This window comes from Meiothermus sp., from assembly GCF_025056915.1.
Classification (GTDB): Bacteria; Deinococcota; Deinococci; order Deinococcales; family Thermaceae; genus Meiothermus.
The window spans coordinates 1-24,240 of the sequence record NZ_JANWVH010000047.1 but is presented as its reverse complement, the minus strand read 5'-3'; the positions used below and the strand labels follow the sequence as shown (position 1 = coordinate 24,240).

26 protein-coding genes are annotated in these 24,240 nt (G+C 63.6%); 6 read left to right on the top strand and 20 right to left on the bottom strand.

Features of this window, described 5'->3' with window-relative positions:
* The 6 genes from NZN28_RS08910 to NZN28_RS08885 all read right to left on the bottom strand — a co-directional run.
* Positions 1-501: extracellular solute-binding protein (locus tag NZN28_RS08910; RefSeq protein WP_295397387.1), on the bottom strand; the 501-nt coding region annotated here is incomplete at its 3' end.
* Between the two features lie 57 nt (positions 502-558).
* Entirely contained in the window at positions 559-1,344 is a 786-nt protein-coding gene (locus NZN28_RS08905) for an ABC transporter permease (protein ID WP_295397385.1), read from the bottom strand.
* An 82-nt stretch (positions 1,345-1,426) separates the two neighbouring features.
* Positions 1,427-2,332 (bottom strand): ABC transporter permease, encoded by a 906-nt coding sequence (locus tag NZN28_RS08900; RefSeq protein ID WP_295397382.1) that lies wholly within the window; start codon positions 2,330-2,332, stop codon positions 1,427-1,429.
* On the bottom strand, positions 2,325-3,380 hold the full coding sequence (locus NZN28_RS08895) for an ABC transporter ATP-binding protein (protein ID WP_295397380.1): 1,056 nt from the start codon (positions 3,378-3,380) through the stop codon (positions 2,325-2,327). Before NZN28_RS08895 ends, NZN28_RS08900 begins: the two co-directional genes overlap by 8 nt.
* Positions 3,381-3,556: 176 nt before the next feature.
* Entirely contained in the window at positions 3,557-4,861 is a 1,305-nt protein-coding gene (gene gabT, locus NZN28_RS08890) for a 4-aminobutyrate--2-oxoglutarate transaminase (RefSeq protein WP_295397378.1), read from the bottom strand.
* Between the two features lie 262 nt (positions 4,862-5,123).
* Positions 5,124-6,272, bottom strand: a complete 1,149-nt coding sequence (locus NZN28_RS08885) for an MFS transporter (RefSeq protein ID WP_295397375.1) — start codon at positions 6,270-6,272, stop codon at positions 5,124-5,126.
* Positions 6,273-6,554: 282 nt separating this feature from the next.
* Between NZN28_RS08885 and NZN28_RS08880 the strand changes: the two genes are divergently transcribed.
* Complete coding sequence (locus NZN28_RS08880; protein ID WP_295397373.1) at positions 6,555-6,797, top strand: hypothetical protein; 243 nt, start codon at positions 6,555-6,557, stop codon at positions 6,795-6,797.
* 17 nt (positions 6,798-6,814) lie between these two features.
* Positions 6,815-7,501 carry a TIGR02466 family protein gene (locus tag NZN28_RS08875; protein ID WP_295397370.1) on the top strand — a complete coding sequence of 229 codons (687 nt, stop codon included), beginning with the start codon at positions 6,815-6,817 and terminating at the stop codon, positions 7,499-7,501.
* Here the strand turns inward: NZN28_RS08875 and NZN28_RS08870 are convergent.
* Together NZN28_RS08870 and glyA are read right to left on the bottom strand one after the other, a co-directional pair.
* Positions 7,495-7,878, bottom strand: a complete 384-nt coding sequence (locus NZN28_RS08870) for a hypothetical protein (protein ID WP_295397368.1) — start codon at positions 7,876-7,878, stop codon at positions 7,495-7,497. The two genes, NZN28_RS08875 and NZN28_RS08870, sit on opposite strands and share 7 nt — an antisense overlap.
* Positions 7,879-8,022: 144 nt before the next feature.
* Positions 8,023-9,255 (bottom strand): serine hydroxymethyltransferase, encoded by a 1,233-nt coding sequence (gene glyA / locus NZN28_RS08865; RefSeq protein WP_295397366.1) that lies wholly within the window; start codon positions 9,253-9,255, stop codon positions 8,023-8,025.
* A gap of 52 nt (positions 9,256-9,307) precedes the next feature.
* On the opposite strand from glyA, the gene NZN28_RS08860 reads away from it, so the two are divergent.
* The 3 genes from NZN28_RS08860 (at position 9,308) to NZN28_RS08850 (ending at position 12,671) form a co-directional block, all read left to right on the top strand.
* A complete protein-coding gene (locus NZN28_RS08860; protein WP_295397364.1) occupies positions 9,308-9,562 on the top strand; it encodes a hypothetical protein in 255 nt (84 codons plus the stop codon).
* Between the two features lie 4 nt (positions 9,563-9,566).
* Entirely contained in the window at positions 9,567-10,439 is an 873-nt protein-coding gene (locus NZN28_RS08855; RefSeq protein ID WP_295397362.1) for an EamA family transporter, read from the top strand.
* 81 nt (positions 10,440-10,520) lie between these two features.
* The gene (locus NZN28_RS08850; RefSeq protein ID WP_295397359.1) at positions 10,521-12,671 is read left to right on the top strand and encodes an alpha-amylase family glycosyl hydrolase; all 2,151 of its coding nucleotides are present in this window, start codon (positions 10,521-10,523) and stop codon (positions 12,669-12,671) included.
* Between the two features lie 9 nt (positions 12,672-12,680).
* Here the strand turns inward: NZN28_RS08850 and NZN28_RS08845 are convergent, their stop codons facing one another.
* From NZN28_RS08845 to NZN28_RS08790, 12 genes are all read right to left on the bottom strand, one after another.
* The gene (locus tag NZN28_RS08845) at positions 12,681-13,301 is read right to left on the bottom strand and encodes a histidine phosphatase family protein (RefSeq protein WP_295397357.1); all 621 of its coding nucleotides are present in this window, start codon (positions 13,299-13,301) and stop codon (positions 12,681-12,683) included.
* A gap of 135 nt (positions 13,302-13,436) precedes the next feature.
* Entirely contained in the window at positions 13,437-14,378 is a 942-nt protein-coding gene (locus NZN28_RS08840; protein WP_295397355.1) for a hypothetical protein, read from the bottom strand.
* A gap of 22 nt (positions 14,379-14,400) precedes the next feature.
* The gene (locus NZN28_RS08835; RefSeq protein ID WP_295397353.1) at positions 14,401-15,075 is read right to left on the bottom strand and encodes an ABC transporter ATP-binding protein; all 675 of its coding nucleotides are present in this window, start codon (positions 15,073-15,075) and stop codon (positions 14,401-14,403) included.
* Positions 15,076-15,088: 13 nt separating this feature from the next.
* Positions 15,089-16,321 (bottom strand): FtsX-like permease family protein, encoded by a 1,233-nt coding sequence (locus NZN28_RS08830; protein WP_295397351.1) that lies wholly within the window; start codon positions 16,319-16,321, stop codon positions 15,089-15,091.
* Between the two features lie 170 nt (positions 16,322-16,491).
* The gene (locus NZN28_RS08825; RefSeq protein ID WP_295397349.1) at positions 16,492-17,223 is read right to left on the bottom strand and encodes an outer membrane lipoprotein-sorting protein; all 732 of its coding nucleotides are present in this window, start codon (positions 17,221-17,223) and stop codon (positions 16,492-16,494) included.
* Positions 17,224-17,237: 14 nt separating this feature from the next.
* Positions 17,238-18,473, bottom strand: a complete 1,236-nt coding sequence (locus NZN28_RS08820) for an FtsX-like permease family protein (RefSeq protein WP_295397347.1) — start codon at positions 18,471-18,473, stop codon at positions 17,238-17,240.
* Between the two features lie 12 nt (positions 18,474-18,485).
* Positions 18,486-18,953: a MarR family transcriptional regulator gene (locus NZN28_RS08815; RefSeq protein WP_295397345.1), complete on the bottom strand. Its 468-nt coding sequence runs from the start codon at positions 18,951-18,953 to the stop codon at positions 18,486-18,488.
* A 490-nt stretch (positions 18,954-19,443) separates the two neighbouring features.
* Positions 19,444-19,800 carry a hypothetical protein gene (locus NZN28_RS08810; RefSeq protein WP_295397343.1) on the bottom strand — a complete coding sequence of 119 codons (357 nt, stop codon included), beginning with the start codon at positions 19,798-19,800 and terminating at the stop codon, positions 19,444-19,446.
* Between the two features lie 17 nt (positions 19,801-19,817).
* Positions 19,818-20,267 (bottom strand): Hsp20/alpha crystallin family protein, encoded by a 450-nt coding sequence (locus NZN28_RS08805; RefSeq protein ID WP_295397341.1) that lies wholly within the window; start codon positions 20,265-20,267, stop codon positions 19,818-19,820.
* Between the two features lie 116 nt (positions 20,268-20,383).
* Positions 20,384-21,325 carry a universal stress protein gene (locus NZN28_RS08800; protein ID WP_295397324.1) on the bottom strand — a complete coding sequence of 314 codons (942 nt, stop codon included), beginning with the start codon at positions 21,323-21,325 and terminating at the stop codon, positions 20,384-20,386.
* A gap of 46 nt (positions 21,326-21,371) precedes the next feature.
* Positions 21,372-22,508 (bottom strand): VLRF1 family aeRF1-type release factor, encoded by a 1,137-nt coding sequence (locus tag NZN28_RS08795; RefSeq protein ID WP_295397323.1) that lies wholly within the window; start codon positions 22,506-22,508, stop codon positions 21,372-21,374.
* A gap of 144 nt (positions 22,509-22,652) precedes the next feature.
* Positions 22,653-23,528 carry a BTAD domain-containing putative transcriptional regulator gene (locus NZN28_RS08790; RefSeq protein ID WP_295397321.1) on the bottom strand — a complete coding sequence of 292 codons (876 nt, stop codon included), beginning with the start codon at positions 23,526-23,528 and terminating at the stop codon, positions 22,653-22,655.
* A 179-nt stretch (positions 23,529-23,707) separates the two neighbouring features.
* Between NZN28_RS08790 and NZN28_RS08785 the strand changes: the two genes are divergently transcribed.
* Positions 23,708-24,142 (top strand): universal stress protein, encoded by a 435-nt coding sequence (locus NZN28_RS08785; RefSeq protein WP_295397320.1) that lies wholly within the window; start codon positions 23,708-23,710, stop codon positions 24,140-24,142.
* Positions 24,143-24,240: the final 98 nt, after the last annotated feature.

Below are 24,240 nucleotides of genomic sequence, written 5' to 3'. Positions count from 1 at the left end.
CGCCCCCATCATCTCGCGGATGGAGTCCATCAGCACGAAGGGCTTGTCGGCCCCCGGCCCCAGAATCACGCTCCAGCTGGTGGGGGTGGGCACCCGGTCTTTGCGGTACATGATGCCCGACATGCCCCACTGGTAGGCCACGCTGTAGCGGTTGCCGGGGTCGAATGGGGGGTTGGCAAACTTGGGGTCGTGGTTCTTCAGGTTGGGAATTTTGCTCTGGTCCAGCGGCTGCACCAGCTTGAGCTGGATCAGGGTGGGGATGATGTAGTCGCCCGGCACAATCACGTCGTACTGCGAGACCCCCCCGGCCTGGAGCTTGGCCAGCATGTCCTCGTTGGACTCGTAGAGGTCGATGCGCACCCGCAGGTTGAACTTTTGCTCGAAGGCTTTGATGATGGCCGGGTCCATGTACTCCGACCAGATGAAAAGCCGCATCTCGCGGGGCTGGGCCAGGGCCAGGGGCAAGGCCAGGAAGCCGAGTAGGGCCAGTAGGTGTTTCATGCTTCCCTCCAGGGTGCGAGCAGTTTACCGCAAGAGCCAGGCCTTGCTCCAGGTGGCTCACCGCCGGGTCAGGCGTTCGGAGGCCAGCACCAGCAGCACCGTCAGCAGAAAAATCAGGGTGGAAAGGGCGTGAATCTCGGGGGTGACGCCCCGCCGCACCGAGGCGTAGATGAGCAGGGGCAGCGTTTGGGAGGTGGGGCCGGCGGTGAAGAAGCTGATTACGAAGTCGTCGAGCGAGAGGGTGAAGGCCAGCATGGCCCCGGCTACGATGCCGGGCATCAAGAGGGGCAGCAGTACCCGGCGCACATAGTAGCCGTAGCTGGCGTAGAGGTCGCGGGCGGCCTCGTCGAGGTCGTGGCCTAAGCTCTTGAGGCGGCTGCGCACGGTGAGGGCTACAAAGGCAATCTGGAAGGTCACGTGGCCCAGAATCATGGTGAAGAGGCCCGGCTCGAAGAGGCTCGAGACCATCCGGAATGCGCCAAAGGCCACCACCAGGGCCACCGCAAAGATGATGTCGGGTGTGACCACCGGCAGGTAGAGGATGTTTTCCAGAAAGCCCTGGCTTTTGCGGGGCCAGGGGTAGCGCTCCAGGGCGATGGCAAAAAGCGTGCCCAGCACGGTGGCGACCAGGGTGGAAAGGGCCGCCAGCAGGAAGGTGTTGCGGGCGGCCTCGAGGATCTCGGGGTTACTGAAAAGCCGCCCGTACCAGTCCCAGGTAAACCCCGACCAGGTGAGGCCGTAGCGGGTCTTGTTGAAGGAGAGCACCGCCACCGCCAGCATGGGCAGGTACAAAAAGGCCAGGGTGGCGATGGCCGTGATGCCGATCAGGGGGTTCAGGCGCATGAACCCCTCCTGTCTATAGCCGATAGTTGATGGTCTATGGCTTTTTGACTATGGACTTTAGGCCATCGGCTATCGGCCCGCTTCATACCAGATCCACATCCTTCCCCCGGCGGCGGTAGAGGGCCAGCCCCACGAGGGTCATGACCATCAGGCCCAGGCTGACCGCGGCCCCGTAGGGCCAGTCGCGGCTGGCGTAGAACTGCTGCTGAATCAGGTTGCCCACCAGCAGATACTTGGCCCCGCCCAGCAGGTCGGGAACAACGAACATGCCCATGGCCGGAATAAAGGTCAGAATGACGCCCACCGTGAGGCCCGGCAGGGTCTGGGGCCAGACGGCCTGGAAGAAGGTGCGGACGCGGCTGGCGTAGAGGTCCTGGGCGGCTTCCACCAGACTCCAGTCGAGCCTTTCGACCGAAGAGAACAACGGCATCACCACAAACGGCAGAAACGCCGTAATCATGCCGATATAAACCGCCAGGGGGCTCGGGTAGAGGCCCGCGTCCGGGGCCAAAAGGCCCAGGGTCTGGGCCAGCTTGGCGAAGGGAAAGTCGGGCGCCAGCAGCATCTGCCAGGCGTAGGTGCGGATGACCAGGTTGGTCCAGAAGGGAATGATGACCAGCGCCAGCCAGAGGTAGCGGGTGCGCGGCGGCCTGCTGGCAATGAAGAAGGCCAGCGGGTAAGCCAGGAGCACACAGATGAGGGTGGTTACAAAAGCCACCCACAGGCTCCGCAAGAGAATCAGCACGGTGTCGGGGCTCCAGCCAAAAAGCCCAAAGCCCAGCAGGCGGGCGTAGTTTTCCAGGGTGAAGTTCCAGACCACCTCGCCGTACTGCCCCCGCTCGGCGAAGGAGAGGGCTACCAGCGACAGCCCCGGAATCACCAGCAGCCCCAGAATCCAGACCACCGCCGGCAACAAGAACCATAAGCCCCGCCGGTAGAGTTGGGCCGGGGTGGTGAGCTCGCCAAACCAGACCATGAGCCTATTCATCCAGCACCACCAGCGAATCTACCGGCAGTTCGGCCCAGAGCTCCTGCCCGGCCTGGAGGGTGGGGTGGGGGGCGGTGCGGACGCGCAGGTCGCAGGGCTCGAGCCAGACCTCCTGATACGCCCCCCGGTAGACGGCCTCGCGCACCCGCACCCGCAGGCCGTTCTGCCGCGGCTCAACCTCCGAAAGCCGCACCCGCTCGGGACGGATGGCCACATAGCCCTCGTCCCAGGGGGGGGTGCGGTTCAGGGCCAGCTTGCCAAAGGGGGCCTCGAAACCCATGGGATGCCGCTGGCCCTTAATCAGGTTGGCGGCCCCCAGAAACTCGGCGGCGTAGCGGGTGCGGGGCCGCTCGTAGACCTCGTCGGGGGTGCCGACCTGCTCGAGGTGGCCCATCCGCATCAGGGCGATGCGGTCCGAGACCGCCATGGCCTCGTCCTGGTCGTGCGTGACCAGGATAAAGGTGAGGCCCAGTTGCTGCTGCAAGCGCCGTAGCTGCACCTGCACCTCGGCCCGCAGCTTGGCGTCCAGGGCGCTCATGGGCTCGTCTAGAAGCAGCACCTGCGGCTCGTTGACCAAGGCCCTGGCCAGCGCCACCCGCTGCCGCTGCCCGCCCGAAAGCTGGTGGGGGAGACGCTCTGCGAACTTTTCGAGCTGCAAAATCTCGAGCCCGTACCTGACCCGCCGCTCCACCTCCTGTTTATCCATGCGGCGGCTCTTGAGCCCAAAGGCGATGTTTTCCCGAACCGTAAGGTGAGGAAAAAGGGCGTAGCTCTGAAAAACCGTGTTGACCGGGCGCCGGTTGGCCGGGAGGGGGGTGAGGTCCTGGCCCAAAAGCACCACCCGGCCCTCGGTGGGCACCTCGAGGCCCGCAATAATCCGCAGCAGGGTGGTCTTGCCGCAGCCCGATGGGCCCAGCAGGGTCAAAAACTCGCCGGAGGGCACCTCGAGGCTCACCCCTCCCAGGGCGGTGAAATCGCCGAAGCGCTTGACTACGTTTTCTATGGAGAGGCTCTTCCCCGTGGCCGGGGGCCTGGCTACCGCGGTCATGATTGCGCCCCAGATTACCAAAAGCCCCTGGGGTTTGACCAGGGTACCAGAGGGCCCCTGAAGCGCCTGCAACCGATGGCCAAAGAGCCACGCCAGCCAGCGGGGCTACCCTACCGGTTCCGGGCGCAGCCGGGGAGCCGGTTTGCCCGGCCTTCTGCCGTTGAGGGAAGCTCGGCTTACCAGGCCTCGCCCAGGGCTTGCTCGAGGCTCGCTTCCAGAATCTCCAGGCCCCGCTGGGCTTCTTCCTCGCCCACCACCAGAGGCACCAGGCAGCGGATCACGTTCGAGTGCATCCCGGCCTTGAAGAGCAAAAGCCCCCGCTCGCGGGCGATTTCCAGCAGGCGCTGGGTGAGTTGGGCGTCGGGGCTTTTGGTGGTGGCGTCTTTGACCAGCTCCATGGCAATCATGGGCCCCAGGCCGCGCACGTCCCCCACGGTCTGGGGGAAGCGGGCCTGAATCTTGCGGAAGCCCTGGTGCAGCACCTCCCCGAGCCGCTGGGCTTTTTCCAGCAGGTTTTCCTGCTCGAAGATGTCCAGCACCGCCAAAGCCGCCGCGCAGGCCAGGGGGTTGCCGCCGAAAGTGCTGCCCAGGCCGCCCACTGTGGGCGCATCCATCATCTCGGCCTTGCCCAGCACCCCGCCAATGGGCAGCCCCCCGCCGATGCTCTTGGCGAAGCAGATCAGGTCAGGCTCCACCTCGGCGTGCTCGATGGCCCAGAACCGGCCAGTGCGGCCAATGCCGGTCTGCACCTCGTCGTCAATGAACACAATGCCGTGCTTCTGGGTAAGGCTGCGCAGGGCTTTCAGGAAGGGCTTGGGCGCCGGTATAAAGCCCCCCTCGCCAAGCTGCGGCTCGATGATCACGGCGGCGACCCGCTCGGGCGAGATTTGCGTGTCGAAGACCTCGTGCAGGCCGTCCAGGGCCTTGCGGGTGTCAATGCTGTGGTACTCGCTGGGGTAGGGGGCGTGGTAGACCTCGGGGGCGAAGGGGCCAAAGTTCTGACGGTAGGGGTTGGACTTGCCGGTGAGGGTCATGCCCATCAGGGTACGCCCGTGGAAGCTGCCCCGGAAGGCAATCACGCCGGGCCGGTTGGTGTAGGCGCGGGCGATTTTGATGGCGTTTTCGGTGGCTTCCACCCCGGTATTGAGGAAGAAGGCTTTTTTCTCGCCCTGGATGGGCGCGGTGGCCGTCAGCCGCTCGGCCAGCTCGATGTAGGGTTCATAGGCCACCCCAGGAAAGCAGGTGTGCAGGTACTGGTGCAGCTGCTTCTCGACCGCCGCGACCACCTTAGGGTGGTTGTGCCCCACGTTTTGCACCCCGATGCCGCCAAACCAGTCCAGGTACTCCTTGCCGTCCACGTCCCAGATTTTGCCGCCCTCGGCTTTTTGCACCACCAGGGGGTGAACTTGCGAAACGCCCCTGGGAATAATCCGGTGGCGGCGCTCAATCAGGGCTTGGTTTTTGGAAGGGGCTTGTATCATAGGCTTCCTCCGATAGTCCGACCTCGAGTGTATCCCGCCCGCTGCTGCTTGTGTACCCCTTCGTGTTTATGCCGAAAATTATTCATTTATATCCGGAATAGGATCTGCAGAAGCCGATAGTTATTCGGAAATTGTGAGGTGTGTGAATAAAAATATAAAACAGGCTGGTCGCAAAACATTCCCGAGAGCCGCAACGGCTTTTCCTGTGGGACTCACTCGCAATGTGCGAGACGTGTAAAAAGTGTTTCCCTGCGACGCCCAATCAGGACGCCTGCATGTTGCCGGTTCGCTCCGGCACAAACAGGGTCATCAGCACCACCAGGATGGGCAGCAGCGTGATCAGGGTCATGGTAGCGACTAGCCCGAAACCGTCTGCGAAATTGCCCAATGCGGCCACGCCCAGTCCAGTAGCACCATACGAGGTGCCGAGCGAAAGCCCGGAAGCCAGCCCCACATGGCCCGGCATGGCTTCCTGAATCATCACCACGATGACGGGCCAGGCCATGCTGATGCAGACACCGGCAGCGGCCAAAAAAACCATCTGCAAGAGGCCCGAAGTGTGTAAAAATCCATACAGCAACCCCAGCGAAGCCAGCGCTGAAAGCCCCATCACCCGCTTGCGCCCGTAGCGATCGGCCAGCACCCCGCCGGTCAGGGTTCCGACGGCGCCAAAAATGGCCACGATGGTGACCAGAAAAGCGGCGTGTTCTTTGGAGTCGCCCAGGCTTTGAAAGTAGAGCGGGATAAAGGTTTGCAGGCCCCCCTGAATGGTGCTGCGCAAGGTAATCAGGCCAATCAGAAAGACAACCAGTCCTATGGCAATTTTCCCAGTCTGGCCGGTGGGGCGGGTCTTTTTTGCACTGTCTTGCGAGATGAGTTTCCACTGACTCCCCAACAACCAAAGCCCAACGGCAGTGGGCACAAGCATCAGCAAGCCGCCCAGCCGGCCCCACTGCTCAATCAGCAAGGTGGCCACAATGGGCCCCAGCGCAAAGCCAATATTGCCCCCGGAGAAAAAGAATGAAGTGCCGCTGGCTGCCTGCTGTCCACTCACCGCCCGCACCCGACTGAGGGCCTCGGGGTGGAACATGGCGGAACCCAGCCCCGAAAGCAACACGGCGGCAACCACCAGCCAGTAACCAGGCCACCACAGCACCGTGACCATCATCACCCCCGTCAGTAGACACCCCACCCAGACCATCCACTTGAAACTTTTGCGGTCGCCCAGGGTGCCAAAAAGGGGTTGGGCAATGGCGATGACGATGTTGTTGGCGGTAATGATAGCGGCAGCAGCGGCATAGTTGAGATTAAAGGAGGTCAGCAGGAAAGGCAGCAGCACGGCCAGTGAGCCGGTTTGCATGTCGACCGAGATGTGGGCGGCTGTGATCGCGGTGAGGGGTTTACGCTGCATTGATGCACTCTAAACCCAGCCGGGCCAATCGCCAAATTGAGACGCACCGGGGCCTCGGGAAGTGGAGGCGCCTTCAAATGTGAATCGAGGCAGGTCGTTTGAGGAAATCCTGGAATTGGTTGCGGTGGAGTGCCGTTCTGGATTGCTTCGTGGGCTTCTGGTCTTCTCGCCACGGCGTATGTTTCTGGGCTTGGTCTGGGGTGACCACTGGATTTTGTTATGCGCCTATTTCCTTTGGAAGGGGGTTTCGTGACAAGCACCCGGTTCGCATAGACTTGTAACGTGCTAACCAAACTCGCTATCACGCTGGGTTTGCTGTTGATGACCGGTTTGTTGGTTTACACTTCGGCGTTCTTTTTTTCCCTGGGGCAAGGTTTGCTGAACGCCTTTCATCTGGCGTTGTTGGGGCTGATGCTGTGGGGATGGTGGGGGGTGTGGCGCGGACGCTTAGTCTGGGCGGGTTGGGCTTGGGGGACGCAACTGTTGCTCACCGTGGGCCTGTACATCATCTATTTGAACAGCTAGAGGGTAGTGTAGAGGACATGAACCCATCCGCCGTGCAGCTCTTGTGGCCCACCCCCCTGTTGGTGCGTAAGTTCGACCAAGCGAAGGAAGTCAACGCCGAACTGCTCCGGTTGTTTTATGCCGAGGTGCAGGCCAAAGGAGGATTGAAGGGCACGGTGTATAGCAGCTCGGATGATATCTTACAGCGCTACCAGAGCCCGGCGCTCCAGGCCCTGTTTGGTTTTATCTCCAATGCGGTGTTTGAGGCTGCCAGCGCCATGAACGGTTCCATCTGGCAACAGATTGGGGTTCGAAATCTGCAGATGCGGGTGGTGGGGGCCTGGTTCCAGATTCAAAACCGCTTTGGCTTCCACGACATCCACAACCACGGCAACTGTTCCTGGTCGGGGGTGTACTATGTGCAGCTCGACCCCGCCGAGCAGCGGCGGCAGCATCCGGTTCTGGGTGCGCTCAACGGCATCACCCGGTTTTATGCCCAACATCTGAGCCTGCTGGGGGGCGCCCACATGGACCTGGGCAACGCCTATATGCAGCAGTCCACCTTCGATGTAACCCCTGAGGAAGGGGTGCTGGTGGTGTTTCCCAGCTGGCTGCTACACAAAGCCATGCCCTACGATGGCGAACGCGACCGGGTAATCATCTCCTTTAACGCCCAGGTGCATGGCGAGCAAGGGAACCAGGCTTTTGAGTACGGTTTTCATTGAAAGTTGATGCTAAAGGAGTTGGGGACGCCGTAGCGGAAAGTGCAGCGATACTGCCGTCGGATACTGGTTCCGCGGCGGTCGGGGGTGTCTACGAACGAAACGAGGCTATGTGTGCCGTTCTCGGACTTGAGTGTACGTAGGTCGTGCCAGAAGCCAGGAAACAAGGCTATGATCCCTGGCCCCAGGGCCGCCTGCACGCTGCGATGGCAGGTCTGGATGGCCTCGTAGCGGGGGAAGAGAAACGCCAGGGCGACCCCCACAAATAGCACCAGCACCACCCCGAACACCAGCAGCGACTCGAGGCGGGCTTTTTGCCGGGCCCTGAGCTGTTCACTTGCAGCCCGGGCCTCGCGCTCGAGGCGGGCACGCATCTCCATGGGGGTTTCTTCAGGCATAGGTTCCCGGGTGAGGCAAAGAACTTGGGCCCCACAAGACGGGGGCCGCTTGAACTTTGATTATGAGTCTTGACCCGGCGAGAGAAAATACCCCCAACAGGGTCTACAGGCCTGTAACGCAACGCTTTACGGCAGGGGGAACTGCGAGGCAAAGGCCCTGACCTCGGCCTTCAGGGCCAGGGGGTCTTCGCCTTTGAGGGCGCGGTCAATCAGCTCGGCAATCTTGGGCATGTGGGCTTCGGTCATGCCCCGGGTGGTGATGGCCGGGGTGCCAATGCGGATGCCCCCGCCGTGGATGATTTTTTCGGTGTCGTAGGGCAGGGTGCTTTTGGAGATGGTGATGTGAACGGCGTCCAGCAGCTTGGTGGCCTTGGTGCCGTTCAAGCCCTGGGGCCTCAGGTCCAGCACGAACAGGTGGTTGTCGGTGCCGCCCGAGACCACCCGGTAGCCCCGTTTTTGAAACTCGGCGGCCAGGGCCTGGGCGTTTTTGATGATCTGGGCCGAGTAGGTTTTGAAGGAGGGTTGCAGTGCCTCCCAGAAGGCCACGGCCTTGCCCGCAATCACGTGCTCCAGGGGGCCGCCCTGGGTTCCGGGGAAGATGGAGCGGTCCAGAATAGCGGCTATCTCGAGGTCGTTCGAGAGGATGATGCCCGAACGAGGCCCCCGCAGGGTCTTGTGGGTGGTGGAGGTGACCACGTGGGCATAGGGCAGGGGCGAGGGGTGCAGACCGGCGGCCACCAGCCCCGCGATGTGGGCGATGTCGGCCATCAGGTAGGCCCCTACTTCGTCGGCAATCTCGCGGAAGGCCTTGAAGTCGAGGATGCGGCTGTAGGCGCTGGCCCCGCAGACAATCATTTTGGGCCGGTGCTCCAGCGCCAGGGCCCGCACATCTTCCATGTGCAGCAGCTCGTCTTCCTGGCGCACCTTGTAGCCGAAGAACTTGTAGTTGAGGCCGGAAAAGTTGACCGGCGAGCCGTGGGTGAGGTGGCCCCCATGTGACAAATCCATGCCCAGCACGGTGTCGCCGGGTTTGAGCAGGGCCGCATACACCGCGATGTTGGCGCTCGAGCCCGAGTGGGGCTGCACGTTGGCCCAGGCCGCGCCAAACAGCTGCTTGGCCCGCTCGATGGCCAGGCTCTCAATCTGATCCACCACCTCGCAGCCGCCGTACCAGCGCTTGCCGGGGTAGCCCTCGGCGTATTTGTTGGTCAGAATGCTACCCACCGCCTCACGCACGGCGGCTGAAGTGAAATTTTCCGAAGCGATGAGCTCGAGGCCGTTGCGCTGCCGCTCTTCTTCCTGGCGGATCAGGTCGAACACCAGTTCGTCGCGCAGTTGGGGTTGGGGGGTCTCGATCACCCTCCCAGTATAGCAATATCAAACCGGCCCCCAAATCCAGTACACTGAAGACATGAGCGTTTTGGGGCGTATCTCCCTCATCCTGGGTCTGGTTCTTTTGATTGCAGCCATTGTTCTTTCCATCATGAATTTCATCACCATCCGGGACTACCTGATTGCCTTGACTGCCAATCGCAGCCGCGATTTTTACAATGTGAACCCCCGCCTCTGGATTACCTACCTGGTGGTGTTTGGCTCGGGGTTTTTGCTGGGGGTGGGCCTGGTCTGGAGCATGATGGCTCGCCGAAATCACCAAGCCGTGGAGTAAAACGTTGGCGGGCTACCTCTTCGTTCTGGCCGCAGCGTGTTTGTGGGGCCTTCTGGGCGTGGTGTCCAAGTGGGCCTTCGAGCAGGGGGTGAGCCCCCTCGAGGTGGCCTTCTGGCGGGCTGCTCTGGGGGCGGTGTTGTTTGGTGCGCAGGCCGTCTGGATTCAAAAAGTGCGCCTCGAGCGCGCCGACCGATGGGCGGTGCTGGGCTTTGGCCTGGTGGGGATTTCCCTCTTTTACGGGGCCTACCAGCTGGCCATTGAGAGCGGGGGAGCGGCGCTGGCCTCGGTGCTGCTGTACACCGCTCCGGCCATTGTGGCGCTGTTGTCGTGGCTCTTTTTGCGCGAGCCGATGGACGCCCACAAGCTCTTTGCGGTGGGCCTGACCCTGCTGGGCGTAACGCTGGTCAGTTTGCAAGGGGGTGGGGTCAGGGTTAGCCTGGCGGCCCTGTTCTGGGGGCTTCTGTCGGCCCTGACCTATGCCACCTACTACCTGTTTGGCAAGCTCTACCTGAACAAATACAGCACCCCTACGGTGTTTTTGTATGCACTGCCGGTGGGGGCCCTGGGGCTCTGGCCTTTTGTGAACTTTGCGCCCAAAAACGCCGAAGCCTGGACGGCCATTGCCTTTTTGACCCTGGCCTCCACCTTTTTTGCGGTCACGCTCTACTTTGCCGGGCTCAGGCGCTTAGAGGCCACCCGCGCTTCGGTGGTGGCCACCGTAGAGCCGGTGGTGGCGGCCCTGGCGGCCTGGCTATGGTGGGGCGAGCGCTTCAGCCTGCTGGGGTATCTGGGGGCGGGGCTGGTGCTTTTGGGGGTGGTCTGGATGGTTTTGAGGCCGCAATCCAGCCCTGTTCTTGAGACCCCGCGCTCGACCTGAACCGCTGCTTGCCTCCCTCCTGGAGCCGGGTTGTAGGCTGAGATGAGTTTGGCGCTCGAGGGAGCGGACTGGAGGTGGCAGGTGCGTGGACTGAAGCAATGGATTGTATTGGTGCTGCTTCTGCCAGGCTTTTCGTGGGCCCAGCAGAAAATTGCCGTCACCTTTACCTACGACCCTCCGGTGGGCCTCGAGGTGCGCTCGGTGAGCCTGCGCGGGAGCTTCAACAACTGGGCCGAGCTGCCCATGCAGAAAACCGAGGAGGGGGTCTGGCAGGTGGTGGTGGAGCTGCCGCCCGGCCTGGTGCAGTACAAGTTCTTCATCAACGGCCAGTGGCCCCGCAACATGTGCGAGGACGAGACCTTTGGCACCCCGCAGGTTGACCTCGAGGCCGAACGCTGCGAGGACGATGGCCAGGGGGGCCAGAACGCCCTGCGCGAGGTGGGCCGGGCTGCCGACCATACGCCCGATACCGGCGGGCTGGCTTTTGTGCATGACCCCAACCGGCCGCAGTTCGTCTCGCAGGCGGCAGGCCGCCTTTCCGTGCGCTTCCAGGTGCCCGAAGGCAGCATCCAGCGGGCGGTGCTGCTGGCCGACCGGCCCTACCCCATGGCCCCGCAACTCACCGCACCGGACGGGGAGGTGTGGCGGGCTGCGCTGCCGCTCACGGTCAAAGCCTATCGGATTCAGATTCTCGATAAAGACGGCCAGGAGCAGACCTTCGGCCCCTACCAGACCCCGGCCCGGCCCTTTCGTGCGGTGGACTGGGTGGCCGGGCGGGTGGGCTACCAGATTTTCCCCGACCGCTTCTGGAACGGCGACCCCCGCAACGACCGCCGGGCCCTGGAAACCAGCCAGGCCCGCTTCGACCAGACCTGGACGGGCCGGCTGCCCTACCTCTCGCGCTGGAGCGACCCGCCGGGCGATTACCACTGCTGCCAGCAGTACTACGGTGGCGACCTGGCCGGGGTCTTGCAGCGCCTGCCGCACCTGCGGGCGCTGGGGGTGAACCTGATTTACTTCAACCCCCTGTTCGACTCCGGCTCGGCCCACGGCTACGACACCCACGACTACGTGCGGGTGGCCCCCCGGCTGGGTGACAATGCCCTTCTACGGCGGGTGCTGGCCGAGGCCAGGCGGCAGGGCATCAAGGTCATCTTCGACTTCGTGCCCAACCACACCGGCCTGGGGCACTGGGCCTTTCAGGATGTGGTCATAAAAGGCCCCGACTCCCGTTACTGGAACTGGTACTTCATCCGAGCCTGGCCCTTCACCCCTGGGGATGGGCGGGCCTATGTGGGCTGGGCCGACCTGGGCAGCCTGCCCAAGCTCAACACCGCCAACCCCGAGGTGCAGGATTACCTGATCCGGGTCTCCCGCTACTGGCTCAACTTCGGCTTCGACGGCATTCGGGTGGACGTGGCCAACGAGATTGCCCCCGAGTTCGTGCAGAAATGGCGGGCCGCCCTCAAGGCCCTGAAGCCCGAGGTGTACCTGGTGGGCGAGGTCTGGGATTTGCGCCCCCAGTACCTGCAAGGCGACCAGTTCGACTCGCTGATGAACTACACCGTGGGGCGGGGGGGGTCGCCCCCGGCTTTGGGGGGCGCGCTGGGCTTTGCGCGGGGCGGCCCTTTGCAGAGTGGGCGGCGGGTGCTCTCCGAGCTGGCGCGGGTCTATGCGACCTACCCCGAAGCCGTTGCGGCCATGGGCTTCAACCTGATTGGCTCGCACGACACCCCGCGGGTGCTGACCGACCTGGGGGGCGGGGGGTGGCGCGAGTCCCCTTCGCCGGAGGCCCTGGCCCGGCTGCGGCTGGCCTCGGCCATTCTGTATGCCCTGCCGGGGGCCTCGGTATTTTTCCAGGGCGAGGAGTGCGGTTTTACCGGCGAGCGGGGGCAGTGGCCGGTCAACGAGCTGTACCGTTATCCGCTTCAGTGGGACAAGTGCCGGGCCGATGTGCTGGAGCACTACCGGTTGCTGGGCCGCCTGAAGGGCCAGCTCAAAGCGTTCCGAAGCCCGCTCTTCCGCACCTACCAGGGCGAAGGCTCATTGCTGGCCTTCCTGCGGGGCGAGCCGGGGGTGGGCGAGGTGCTGGCGGCTTTCAACAACGGAACTGAGCGGGTCAACCTGCGGTTGCCTGCGGGCCAGTGGCGCGATGCGGTGGAGGGCCGCGCCTACCAGGCGCAGGTGGAGCTGCCTGGGCTGGGTTGGCGGTACCTCGAGCGGGTGCGATAGGGGAGGGCCTCAAGCTGGGAAGCCCGCCTCGAACCTGTTCAGGCGCCAGGTGTGTTGCTCGGGGCGGTACTCCAGCATGGCGTAGCCCAAATCCGCGTAGGCAAACCATATGCCCTGCTCGTTGGCCGCAGGGGGAACCCCCATGATGACCCGGAGCGCGGCGTTCAACACACCCCCGTGGGCGACCACCAGGTATGACCCCGCGCCCCGGCTGACCAGACCCTGCACGGCGCGGGCGGCCCGGCTATAGAGTTCCCACTCGCTCTCGCCGCTGCCCCCAAAGGGCCTTTCATAGGGGTTGCGAAAAGTGGGCTTGGGAAAACGTCGCTCGCCTTCCTCGTACGATAGCCCAGCCATATGACCGTTGTCTTGCTCCATCCAGAGGGCCTCGAGCTCCAGCGGCACCCCTAGCCCCTCGCTCATCACCTCGGCCACCGAGCGGGCCCTTTGCAGGGGGCTCGAGACGACCCGGTCGAAGCGAAGGTTTTGGGTGCGGAACTCGGCCAGGCGGGCCCTGGCCTGGGCCAGGCCCACATCGGTGAGGGGAGCGTCGTAGCGACCCTCGTGTACCTTCTGGTCGTCGGCCAGAGAGCGCCCGTGGCGCATCAGGGTAACGTAAATCGAGCGCATAAGACATACAGAATACCAAACGTACCAAGTGTCTTGGGGCATTGCCCAAGATAGCGTTGGGCGGCACAGCGAGGGTGATTGGTTGCGTGGGGCAACATGGGTGAAGCCCTCGTATTCAGGCGGTAGAATGCTCACTCAAGGGAAAGCGCGTAGCCAGAGAACGCAGTTGAGTACAGCACGTTCGTAGGTGAACCAAGCATTCAGGGTTGCGTTCAACTCGTAGTTGGGTTGAAGGTAGATGTAACCGCTGCTGAGCTGAACCCGCAAGGGATGCTCCAACAGCAGGTAGGTGCTCAGGTTCCAACGGGCTTCTTCCCCCAGGGGGAGGGTCCACTGCCCCGCCAGGAAATGGCTTGCCGGCAGAAGAGGCAGGGTTGTTGCGTAGCCTCCCTCGAGCGTCCACCAGCCCTCGCCCAGGCTACCGCTCAGGCCCAGCGCGTAGCGGGCCTCGGAGGGGTTGAGCAAGAGCCAGCCCTCCCCGTACACCACCAGCCCCGCCACGGTACCGCTCCCCCCCAGTCCCACCACCGGGCGGGCGGGGTAGAGGGCGTGGGCCTCGAGTTCAAACTCGCCAAACTCGCGCCGCAGGCTCAGGGCAGGAACCAGGCGGCCCCCCGCTTCCAGCACCGCCAGGCGCAGCCGGGTGGCTTCGGGGTTCCAGCTCACCCGCCCACCCCAGCGGCCCTGGCGGTTGCCCAGCGGACTGACGGGCTCCAGGCTATAGGGCAGCGCGAGGCGGGCCACTTCCAGCGGCAAGCGCTCGAGCCCCGCGCTCACGTCCAGTTCGCCTTCACGGTAGAGCGCGTACAGCTCGGTCAGGCCCGCGTCGGGAGTGACCGAGCGGGAGAAGCTTACCCCCGGATCGAGCACCAGTTGAAAGCGCAGTGGGCTCAGGTCGTAGCGGGCCTCGAGGCGGGCCCCAAGGCCCCAGCTTGCGGTCAGGGGTGCATTGCTGATGGCTAAGCCCGTGCTAAAGCGAACCTCGAGCCGGGTCTCCAGGGTTTGCGCCAGGGTGGGTTGAAGGCAAGCCGCCACCAGCCACAAACTCAGCCCAATGAACCATGGGCGATGCGCCATACGCTCCTGGCCCTTGACGAAACTACGCCGCAATCTGTCCATCCTCGAGCCGCACAATCCGGTCTACCCGCTCCAACAGCCTGGGGTCGTGGGTGCTGAAGACAAAGGTGACGCCCTGTTCGCGGTTAAGGGTTCGCATGTGCTCGATCAGGGCCAGGCCGGTTTTGGAGTCGAGGTTGGCGGTGGGCTCGTCGGCCAGGATGATTTGGGGCCGGGCGGCCAGGGCGCGGGCCACCGCCACCCGCTGCTGTTGCCCGCCCGAAAGTTGATTGGGACGGCGGTGGGCAAAGTCTTTCATGCCCAGGGTTTCCAGCGCTTGCAGGGCTTTGGTTTCGCGCACCTCCCTGGGCTCGCCGCGCAGCTCGAGCACGAAGGCCGCATTCTCCAGGGCGGTCAGCACCGGAATCAGGTTGTAGGCTTGAAACACAAAACCCACGTTCCACAGCCGTAGATTGGACAGCTGCACCTTTGAGAAGCCATCTATGCGCTGCCCGCCCAACCACACCTCGCCCGAAGTGGGTTTATCCAGGCCCCCCATCAGGTGCAAGAGGGTGCTCTTGCCGCTCCCGGAGGGGCCCGCCAAGGCGATGAATTCGCCCGAATGAACCTCCAGGCTCACCCCACGGAGGGCGGGGGTCTCCACGGTATCTACCCTGTACACCTTGGTCAGTTCCTTGACCTGCAAAACGGACTTCATTCGCTACCTCCGCTCAAGCCGTGAAGCGCATGGCTTCGATGGGTTCCAGGCGGGCCGCCACCCGGGCCGGCCACCAGGCGGCCAGCAGGCCGGTCAGGAGGGCGTAGGCCAGGGTGATGGGGATGTCCCAGGCCCGCAGGCTCAGGTAGACCTTTTCGGGCAGGCCAAACGCCCCGCCTACCTCGCCATAGAGGGCCTCGAGCGAGAACCCCCCCGAGAGGGCCGCGATGGTGAGCAGCCCCAGCAGCCCGCCCACCAAAGCCCCGCTCGAGCACAGGAGCAGGCTTTCCAGCACCACCATCCGGGTAACCTGGCCGGGGCCGGCCCCCAGGGCCACAATCACGCCCAGTTCACGGGTGTGCTCGAGCAAACCCAAATAAATGGTGTTGACCACCAAAAGCCCCGCCAGCCCAAAAAAAATGGCGGCAAAAATGAGCACCAGAGGCGTAAGCAGATTGAAGATTTGCGCAATGGCGGGGCTGGCCTCACGCCAGCTTTCCAGGCTCAGGCCGGGCCCCAGGCTGGCTGCCAGGGCCGGCTGCACGGCAGCAAGCTGGGCATCCTGGCTGTAGCGGGTGAAGGGGAAATGCAGTTCGATGCGGGTCGCACTGCCCGGCGCGGCCAGCTCCTGGGCGGCGGCCAGCGCGAGGTAGGCACTCCGGGCCTCGACCGCAGGGTCGGGAAAGCGCAGCAGCCCTATCAGTCGGTAGGCCCCGGCCCCCCGTCCTTCAGTACCCGGCGCGTACACATAGACCGGGTCGCCCAGCCCCACCTTGAGGGCCCGTGCCAGCGAAGCGCCCAGCGCAATGCCTTCCAGGTCGCCGGCTTCCGGCAACTGCCCTTCGGCCAGGTATTGCTTTGCAAAGCGTTCGCGCAGTTCGGGGGGTTGTTGGTCTCCAATCAGCAAGACCCCCCTGGAACGGGTCTCGCCTGCCACCAGCGCGGGAATTTCCAGGGCCACCACCCGGCTCGCCTGGGTCTGGGTGGCCAGCCGGGCTTCCACCTGGGCTGCATTGGGGATGAGCAGGTCGCGGAACTCACGCTTTTCGCGGTAGCCTTCCACCCGCACCTGCAAGTGGCCCACCGAAGCGGTCAGGTTGTTGTAGATGCCGTTTTCCATGGCCCCCAGAAAGCTCAGGTAAATCAGCGTAAAGAACACCGCCAGGCCCACCGCGCCCGCTGTCATCAGGCTGCGCCCACGGTGTCGCCAGATGTTGCGCCAGGAAAGGCTGAAGAGGTTGAACATGGGTGCCTCGCGTCTAGCTAACTATTGCCCAGGGCCCAGCGCCAAAGGCTGCCGATAGCGGATCGCCCATAGCCGATTGCGCGCATTTTCGATCTCCAACCCTGGGCATACTTTTAGCCTGCCTCCTGCGACATGGGATTTCACGGTTCAAGCGTCTTTGCGGCATTGCGCTAGCAACCGGCCTCGAGGGCCCGTACCGTGAAGCAGCTTTCGGGGATGGCCAGGCCAAAGCGGTAGTTGCTGTAGACCACGCTGGTGCGGTGGCCCGGACGCAGCAAGTCCTCCACGGTGGTCTGGGTGGGGAAGCTGCGCCCGCCCACCTGGGCAAACTGGGCAAAGGTAATCTTTCGCACCGCCTGGCCGCGCTGGTCGTAGTAGAGCACCTCGCGGGGCACGAAGCCGGGTTTGCTGGCCTGTAGCACGAGTTTGCCGTAAGGGGTGGGGGCCTGGGGCCTGGGGGTGAGCTCGAGGGTGATGCTACCCTCGGTTTCCGCACCGACGCTGGCGGTGAAGTCCTGCTCGAGGTCGCGCCCGGCCAGGTCGCTGTAGGAGAGGTCGGAGCCCAGAAAACTGTCGCTGCGCCCGCTGGGGGGCAGCCGCAGCACCCGTTTCAGGGTGGGGTTGTAAAGCTGAAGGTTGTCCCCCACCCGCAAAAAAGCCTGCCCGGCCTCGCGGGGTGGGGCCTTGACCCAGGTAATGGCCCGCTCGTTGCCGTCCGAGACCACCTCGAGGACAAACTGGGTCTGCCGATCCGGGCGGGTCACGCTCAGGGTCAGGGTGGCCCGCACACTCCCCCCGCGCTGGTTGTCCACAATGGCCCTGAGCACGGCCTGGGGGTCGGTGGCGGCGCTGCCAAGTCCCAGGCAGAGCAGGCCCAGCATCAGCAGAAATCGTCCGTTCATTCGTCTCCTCCGGTTTAATCCGTCCGCATGGCCTCGGCGGGGTTGAGCAAGAGCACCCGCCGGGCCGGAATCAGAATCGAGAAAAGCGCGGCCAGCACGATGGTGAGGGCCGCATAGAGGGCGTAGAGGGGGCTTTGCGCGGTGTAGATTTCGCCCCCGGTGCCCAGGATTTCCCAGGCTGCCCCGTAGCTAGCAAAAATGGGCCCCAGCACGTTCTGGGTGGCCATCCAGTGGTTGAGGGCGTAGCCCACCCCCAGCCCCACCCCCCAGCCGATGCTGGTCGCCAGCACCGTCTCGAGCGTGACCATGGCGGCCAGCCGAGGGGGGGTCATGCCGAGGGCCCCCATCATGCCAAACTCGCGGGTGCGCTCGAGCACGCTCACCAGTACCGTGCTGGTCACGGCCAGCGCGGCAAACAACGAAAAAATCATCCCGATCAGGAAGACCGAACTCTGTTTGGTGCCAATCGCCGAGGAAAGCCCCCCCAGCAGTTGGGTCAGGTCGTAGGCTCGAATGTTTTGGGGCAATACCGGTTGCAGGGCCTCGGCAATGCGGGTTTCCTGGCCTCGGGCCACATCCAGAGCAACCCCGGTGGCGGTCTGCAATCCGGTGAGTACGCGGGCATCCTGCAGGTGTACCAGCACTGTGCCCCGGTCTACCGGGGCAATGCCCGACTTCACCAGCCCCACCACCTGCAACCCCAGGGCCTGCGGGCCTGCCAGCGCCGAGGTATCGAGCACCACCCGTTCGCCCAGCCGCACGTCCAGGCGCTCGGCCAGTTGGTGCCCGAGCACCACCTCACCCGGTTTTTCCAGCATGCGACCGGTGGCAATGGCGGCGGGAAGGTTGCTCACCCTGGCCTCGAGCACGGGGTCTACCCCCCGAGCCCTGGCCGCATCGGCGGTGTAGGCCGAGCGAATCAGGGCGGGAAACTCGAGCCGGGGCGCCGCCGCATTCACGCCGGGCTGGGCTTGTACCTGGGGCAGAAAGTCCAGGCTGGGCAAGCCCTGTTCGGGGTCGGGGTCTTCAAAGTATTGCGGGGTGGTGATGAGGGCTGGTGCGCTCAGGAAGCGGGCGTTGCCAAGCTGAACCGACTGGGTGAAGCCATCCTGCACCCCCCAGAACAAAATGGTGGTGATGGTGGCGTAGGCCACCACCAGCACCAGCAGCAAGGTGCGCCGCCGATGCCGCCAGAGGTTGCGCCAGGCCAGCCGGGGCAGGGCGACCATGCCAGAACCTTTTTGTTGCATGCTGACCTCCGCTCAACCCTTCCGTTTGCGTTTTCTGCGCTCGTAGCGCTCGAACAGCCCCTGCAATTCCTCCTCGAAGAAGGCGTAAAGTTCCCGCATCTCGCGCAGCCGTTCGCCGCGTTCGGGCGGGGCGTTCTCCAGGAGCCGCAGGCCCCTGTCGGCCAGGGTTTTGTAGACGCTCAGGCCGGCCAGACCGCTTTTGACCCGCTCACTCCAGGTGCCGGGCCGGATGCGAAAGTGATCCTGCCTCGAGCCCCGCTTGGGAACCCGCTCGATCAGGTGCATCTGTACCAGCAGCCGGGTCATGGTGCTGATGGACGCTTTGCTGGCCCCCAGCGCCTCCACCAGCTGCGAGGCGGTCTGCTCGGGGGGGTCGCAGACCATCAGCCAGCCCAAAATACGCCCCGCGGTACGAGGAATCCCCGCCATCTCGTAGGCCAGGGCAAATTCCTCGACGAAGTGGTGCAGGGGGTCTGACATTTTTCAAGTTTAGCTAGTTTGGTTTGTTTAGTCAATACTGAACAAAAAGAACTGAATATACGACTGCACGGTGCTCATCGCGCGTTCCGTTTTGCTGGGAGGTGCAATCAAAGATTGCATCCTGGTGGTCTGGTTTTAAATTTCGTGTCATTCCGAACGCAGCGCAGCGAAGTGAGGAATCTGATGCGCTTTAGTCCACTGTATTCACTACCCCTGAGCAGTACCAGATTCCTCGTCGCACTATGTGCGCCTCGGAATGACAGTGGGGGGTCAAGGAGGGATATGGGGTTCATTTGAGGTATCCCAATTACTTTGTTACCAGACCCCTATGCGACGCTGTAGAGCGGTTCCCACGAATACCCAGAACAGCGGGTTTTGCTGTTCTGGGTAAAACACTCCCCACCGCATGTGGAGTGTTTATGGAACGCGATAACAACAGCAAAACGGGGTGAGTTTGTTTGCACCCCGTTTCGCACAGCGAGTTTGCCCCTCAGGCGGCGGTTCTGGGGGTGCCCAGCCAGTCGTAGATCAGCACCACCGCAGCCATCAGGTTCACCACGATGTTCCAGCCCCCAGTGGGCAGGCCCAGGAAGCTGCTGTTGAAGAACCCGATGATGGCCAGCGCGGCATAGACCAAACCCATTACCGCCGCAACCAGGTGGGCCATCCGGTCGTTGGTGAAATAGCCATAAAGCAGCACCACGGCGGTAATCAGATACACCAGCGCCAGGCCGGTGGTGCTGGGAATAAAGCCCAGAATCAGGCCACCGGGGGCAAAGAACAGACCCAGCACCGCCAGCAGAGCAAACACCAACCCCATGAAGAGGTCAATCGCTCGAGCCGACATACGCCCCTCCTAGACTTCTAGACCTTGGCCGGGGTCTTGATCGGGATGGCTTTGGCCTTGGCGACCTCGCTCTTGGGCAGGGTCAGGGTCAGCACCCCGTTCTCGAACACGGCCTCGGCCTTATCGGTCAGCACCTCGCTGGGCAACACCACCGAGCGCTCAAAGCGGGTGTAGCGGTGTTCGCGCAGGTGGTAGTTGCGTTCCTTCTTCTCCTCCTCCTTTTTGGCTTCGCCGTAAATCCGCAGCACGTCACCGCGAACCTCAACCTTGATGTCTTCGGGTTTGAGGCCGGGAATCGAGGCTTTCACCAGGATGTTGTTGCCCTCTTCGTAGATGTCGAGGGGCATGGCCGCCACCTCTTTATCCAGGAACGGGAACTCACGACGGAACAGGTTTTCGTCAAACAAGCGCTCGATTTCCCTGCGTATGGTGTCCATTTCACGCCAAGGGTCGAAACGAGCCAGCATAGTCCATCCTCCTTTGCTTGACGGGGGCGTGTGGTGGCCGCACGCCGGTCGAGAACCTGGGCCGACCTGCCGGGTTCCGGGCCGCCACCCCACCCGGAACCCAGCGGTTGTATGGGTCAAGCATGGGCGGTTTCAGCCTCAGCTTGGCTCACATCGGATGCCGCCGGCACGGGGCGAACCAGCAGCAAGGGCACCGGGGCGTGGTGTGCTACCCCTTCGGCCACGCTGCCCAACAGCAGGCGTTCCAGGCCGGTGCGCCCGTGGGTGCCCATCACAATCAGGTCGGCGCGGCTGTCGCGGGCAAAGTCCACAATCACGTCGGCTTCCCGACGGGTCTGGGCCTTCAGCAAAGCCGTCTTGATCCGGGGTGCTTTGGCGAGCTTACGGGCGTTCTCCACAATGGCCTCGCCCTGTTCCTCCATGGCCCGGAGGGTGTCCTCCCAGTTGAAGGCGGTCATGTTGCCGACGTAGGGGCCCACCATCGGGGCCGGCAGGGGCGGCACCACATGCAGAATCTGCAACTCCGCGTCCAGGATGGTGGCCAGCTGGTCGGCCATCTCGAAAGCGGGACGACCTGCTTCACTGCCATCCACAGGGGCCAGGATGCGCTCGAACAGGCCCGTGCTGGGCTCCACCTGCCCATCGCCGCGCACCAGCATCACCGGCATTTTGGCCAGCCGGCTCACCCGCTCGGCCACGCTGCCCAAGAGCATCCGCCCGAGTCCCTCGCGCCCGTGGGTGCCCATCACGATCAGGTCGCACTGGCTGCGATTCGCCAGGTAGACGATGCCCTCGGCGATATCGTCGTCGTGCATGGGTTCGGTGCGGAGGTCGAGCTGCATTTGCCGACCCAGCTCCGCCCAGGGAGCCAGAATTTCTTCGGCGCGGCGCTTTATGGTTTCAGAAGGAACCACCAGCCCCCAGTAGGCAGGGGGTGCCTTCAAAACATGGGTGACGAGCACCTGAGCGCCCAGCTTTTTAGCGAAGGCCAGACCCACCCGCCCGGCCCGTTCGCTACAGGATGATTCATCCACCGCGATCAGGATTTTGCGGAACATAGAACCCTCCTTAGGTTGAAGCTACCGCGTCGCTGTTACCAAAGCATTACCAGCGAGGCAGCCCGGCCAGGCCCCCAAAGGCCTTGTGCAGGCGTTCTTCGGCAGGGCCTCGCACGAACTCGAGCCGGGTTCCATAGGCCTCGGCCAGCTCGGGTAGAACCTGCTTGAGCTCCACATCCTCGATGCGCCCGGCCCCGTGCGCTACGGCGCCCTCCATGCTGCCCCCCACCCAGCCATCCGGGGCACGGTAAACCCTGCCCTGGGGGTTCCAGGGGGCTACCAGCAGGTGCAGCCCGCCTTGCTGCAAAAGCTCCAGGGTCTGATCCAGCCCGCTTACGCCCCGCTCGGCCAGCTCGTCCAAGAGCCGGTTTTCCCGTTCGCGCTCGAGGGGCTCCAGCACGCCCTCGACCAGCTTCAGCACCTCGCCTGCCGGGGCCTGAGGGGTAGGCAAGGAGGGGAGGGTGGCAAGCACCTGCTCCCGCAGCCTCCTGGGTAAGAGCTCCTTGAAGACCTGTGCCTCGGCTTTTTGTCCGACCAGCACCAGCCGCTGGATGCTGCGCTCATTCATGACCTGCTCGAGCAGGCCGGCCAGGCGTTTGTAGAAGCGGTGGGTCCAGGCATCCAGCCGACGCTCGAAGCGGTCGGTGTTGGCTGCGGCCCGGTGGATGCCCCCCTGGCTGTAGCGCCGTCCAGGGCTGTCCTGGGTCAGCTGGTTCCATTCCTGGGTGGGCACCGCCCGAAAAGCCCCGGGCAGTTCTTCAATCTCTCCCAGGTACACCTCAAACATCCGCCACTTCTCGCGGTCGAGATAGACCACCCCTACCCGATCGTACTCGTCCAGCACGTAAAGGATGGGGGTCAGGTAGGGCTCGCCCCAGCGGGCCTCGACGCCCTCCACCAGGGGCAGATCCACCTGTAGATCGTAGACTTCCATCCAGCCGCCGGTGGCAAAGAAAACCCGGCTGCGGGCCTGGGGCAGTTCGCGCTTTAGCGCCTCCAACACCTTCTTGCGCACCTCAGGGGGTGTTTGCGTTGCCTCCAGCGCCTCTCGCGCCCGCAGCAGATATGCCTTCCCCTGGTTGTTGGGGTTGGCCGGGTTCACATCCAGATACAGCGACAAAACCGGGGCGACCCTCGGGGCCACAAACTCGCGGATATAGCGGGTGCTTTCCTGGGTCAACATAGCAACCTCCTTTTTGCGGAGCAGGGGTGGGATGGTCTTTGCCTCCTGCTCTGATTCAAACAATGGCCAATTACCTATCCATTACAGAACGGCGGGGCATCCGCTTATGGCCTGAATGGCTCCGGGGGTGGCCTTTCGTGCGGATCAGGTCTGTGGGTTTTCAGCCTTAGAACCGGGTATCGCTGAAAGTAGCTCAGGATGAAAGCTGGACGGGGCTTTTGCGTTCAGGCTCCAAACCTCGTGATAGGGCAGGATGGGGTTGCCCTGCTTGATGTGTTCGGCGAGTGCCCGGGTTTCGGGCATGGGGGAATCCCCCAGCTCTTCGTGCAAGAATTTCACAAAGCGGCGGTAGTGCTCGATGGCCCCATAGCGATCCCCCATGGCGGCCAGACACCACATCAGGCGCTGGTGGTAGTTCTCACCGATGTAGGGGTCGGCTTTGAGGGCCCGCTCGAGGTACTCGGCGGTGGCCCGCCAGTCCTCCCGGTCGTGGTAAATCAGGGCCACCTCCAGCAGCGCTTGCACATAGGCGGCCTTGTGCTCCTCGCGGGCCTGGGAAACCCAGTTGGTCGAAAAACCCGGCAGGTAGTCGCCCCGGTAAAGTGAAATGGCCCTGCGGAAGCTTTCCAGACGAGCGGCTTCACCGGTGGCATGGTGGCCCTGGGCCAGGGCCTGGTAGAAATCGTAGAGGTCGGTGCTGTGCAGGATTTCCTCGGCCAGGCGGTAACGCCCGTGGTCTTCCTGGATGGCCTCGGGGTTGTTCAGCGCCGAGCGGATACGAAAAACCGTAACCCGGAAGCGGTTGTTGGCGACAGGGTCGGGGTCGAGGCCCCACAGGGTCTCGAGGATTTCCCCTTTGCTGCGGCCTTCGGGGTAGGAAAGCAGATAGAAGAAAAGTTCCTCGGCGGTGTGGGCGTGCCAGATGGCAGGCCGTCCGGCCACCCAAACCTCCACCTGGCCCAGGGTGCGTACCCGGAGCGCAGGCGGGGCCTGTTCTGAACGGGCTGGCATCCTTTTCATGGCTCAATTCTGTTACAAATCCATTACCGCTGCATCCGCCATATGGAGTAGAAGAGTAGGCATCCTGTTCGGACGATGGCTCAATGGGCGGCTGGGAGGGGGCCTTGCGAGCGGTAACACCCTGGTAATGCCCTGGATTCATCCTGAACTCAGATGATTTGCGCTGACAGGAGGTGCTTGTGTTTCGTCACATCTTGGTGCCTGTGGGGCTGGGGGCGGGCAGCCTGGCCGCCGCCCGACACGCCCTCAATCTTTCCCGCTGGCTGGGCTGTAAGGTGACCCTGGTGCATGTGCTCGAGGACGGCGAGGCCTCGGTCTGTGAGCCCTTTGCCCAGATGGTCCGGGGGGCCCGCCGCCAACCGACGGTCCTGCTGGTGGAGCCCCATAGCCAGACCATCGGCGCGGTGGTGGCCCAGACCGTCCTGCAAATCCACGCCGACCTGATTGTGATTGGCTGCCATGACAGCCCCCAGCAGGCCCCGGCGGTGCTGGGCCCAGCGGCCCAGAGCATTGTGGCCGATGCCAAAGTGCCCGTACAGGTGGTTCCTACCGCAGCGCTGGTGCAGGGTAAACCCTGGCTGCAACGCCTGACTGCTCGAACGCATGGGCTTTGATGCTCGCGACTTATCGCGCTGTTCACAGACGTGGCCGCCCACGAAAACGAGAAGGGACAAAGAGACGTGCCTCACCGAGGTGAGGCATGCTTGTCTGC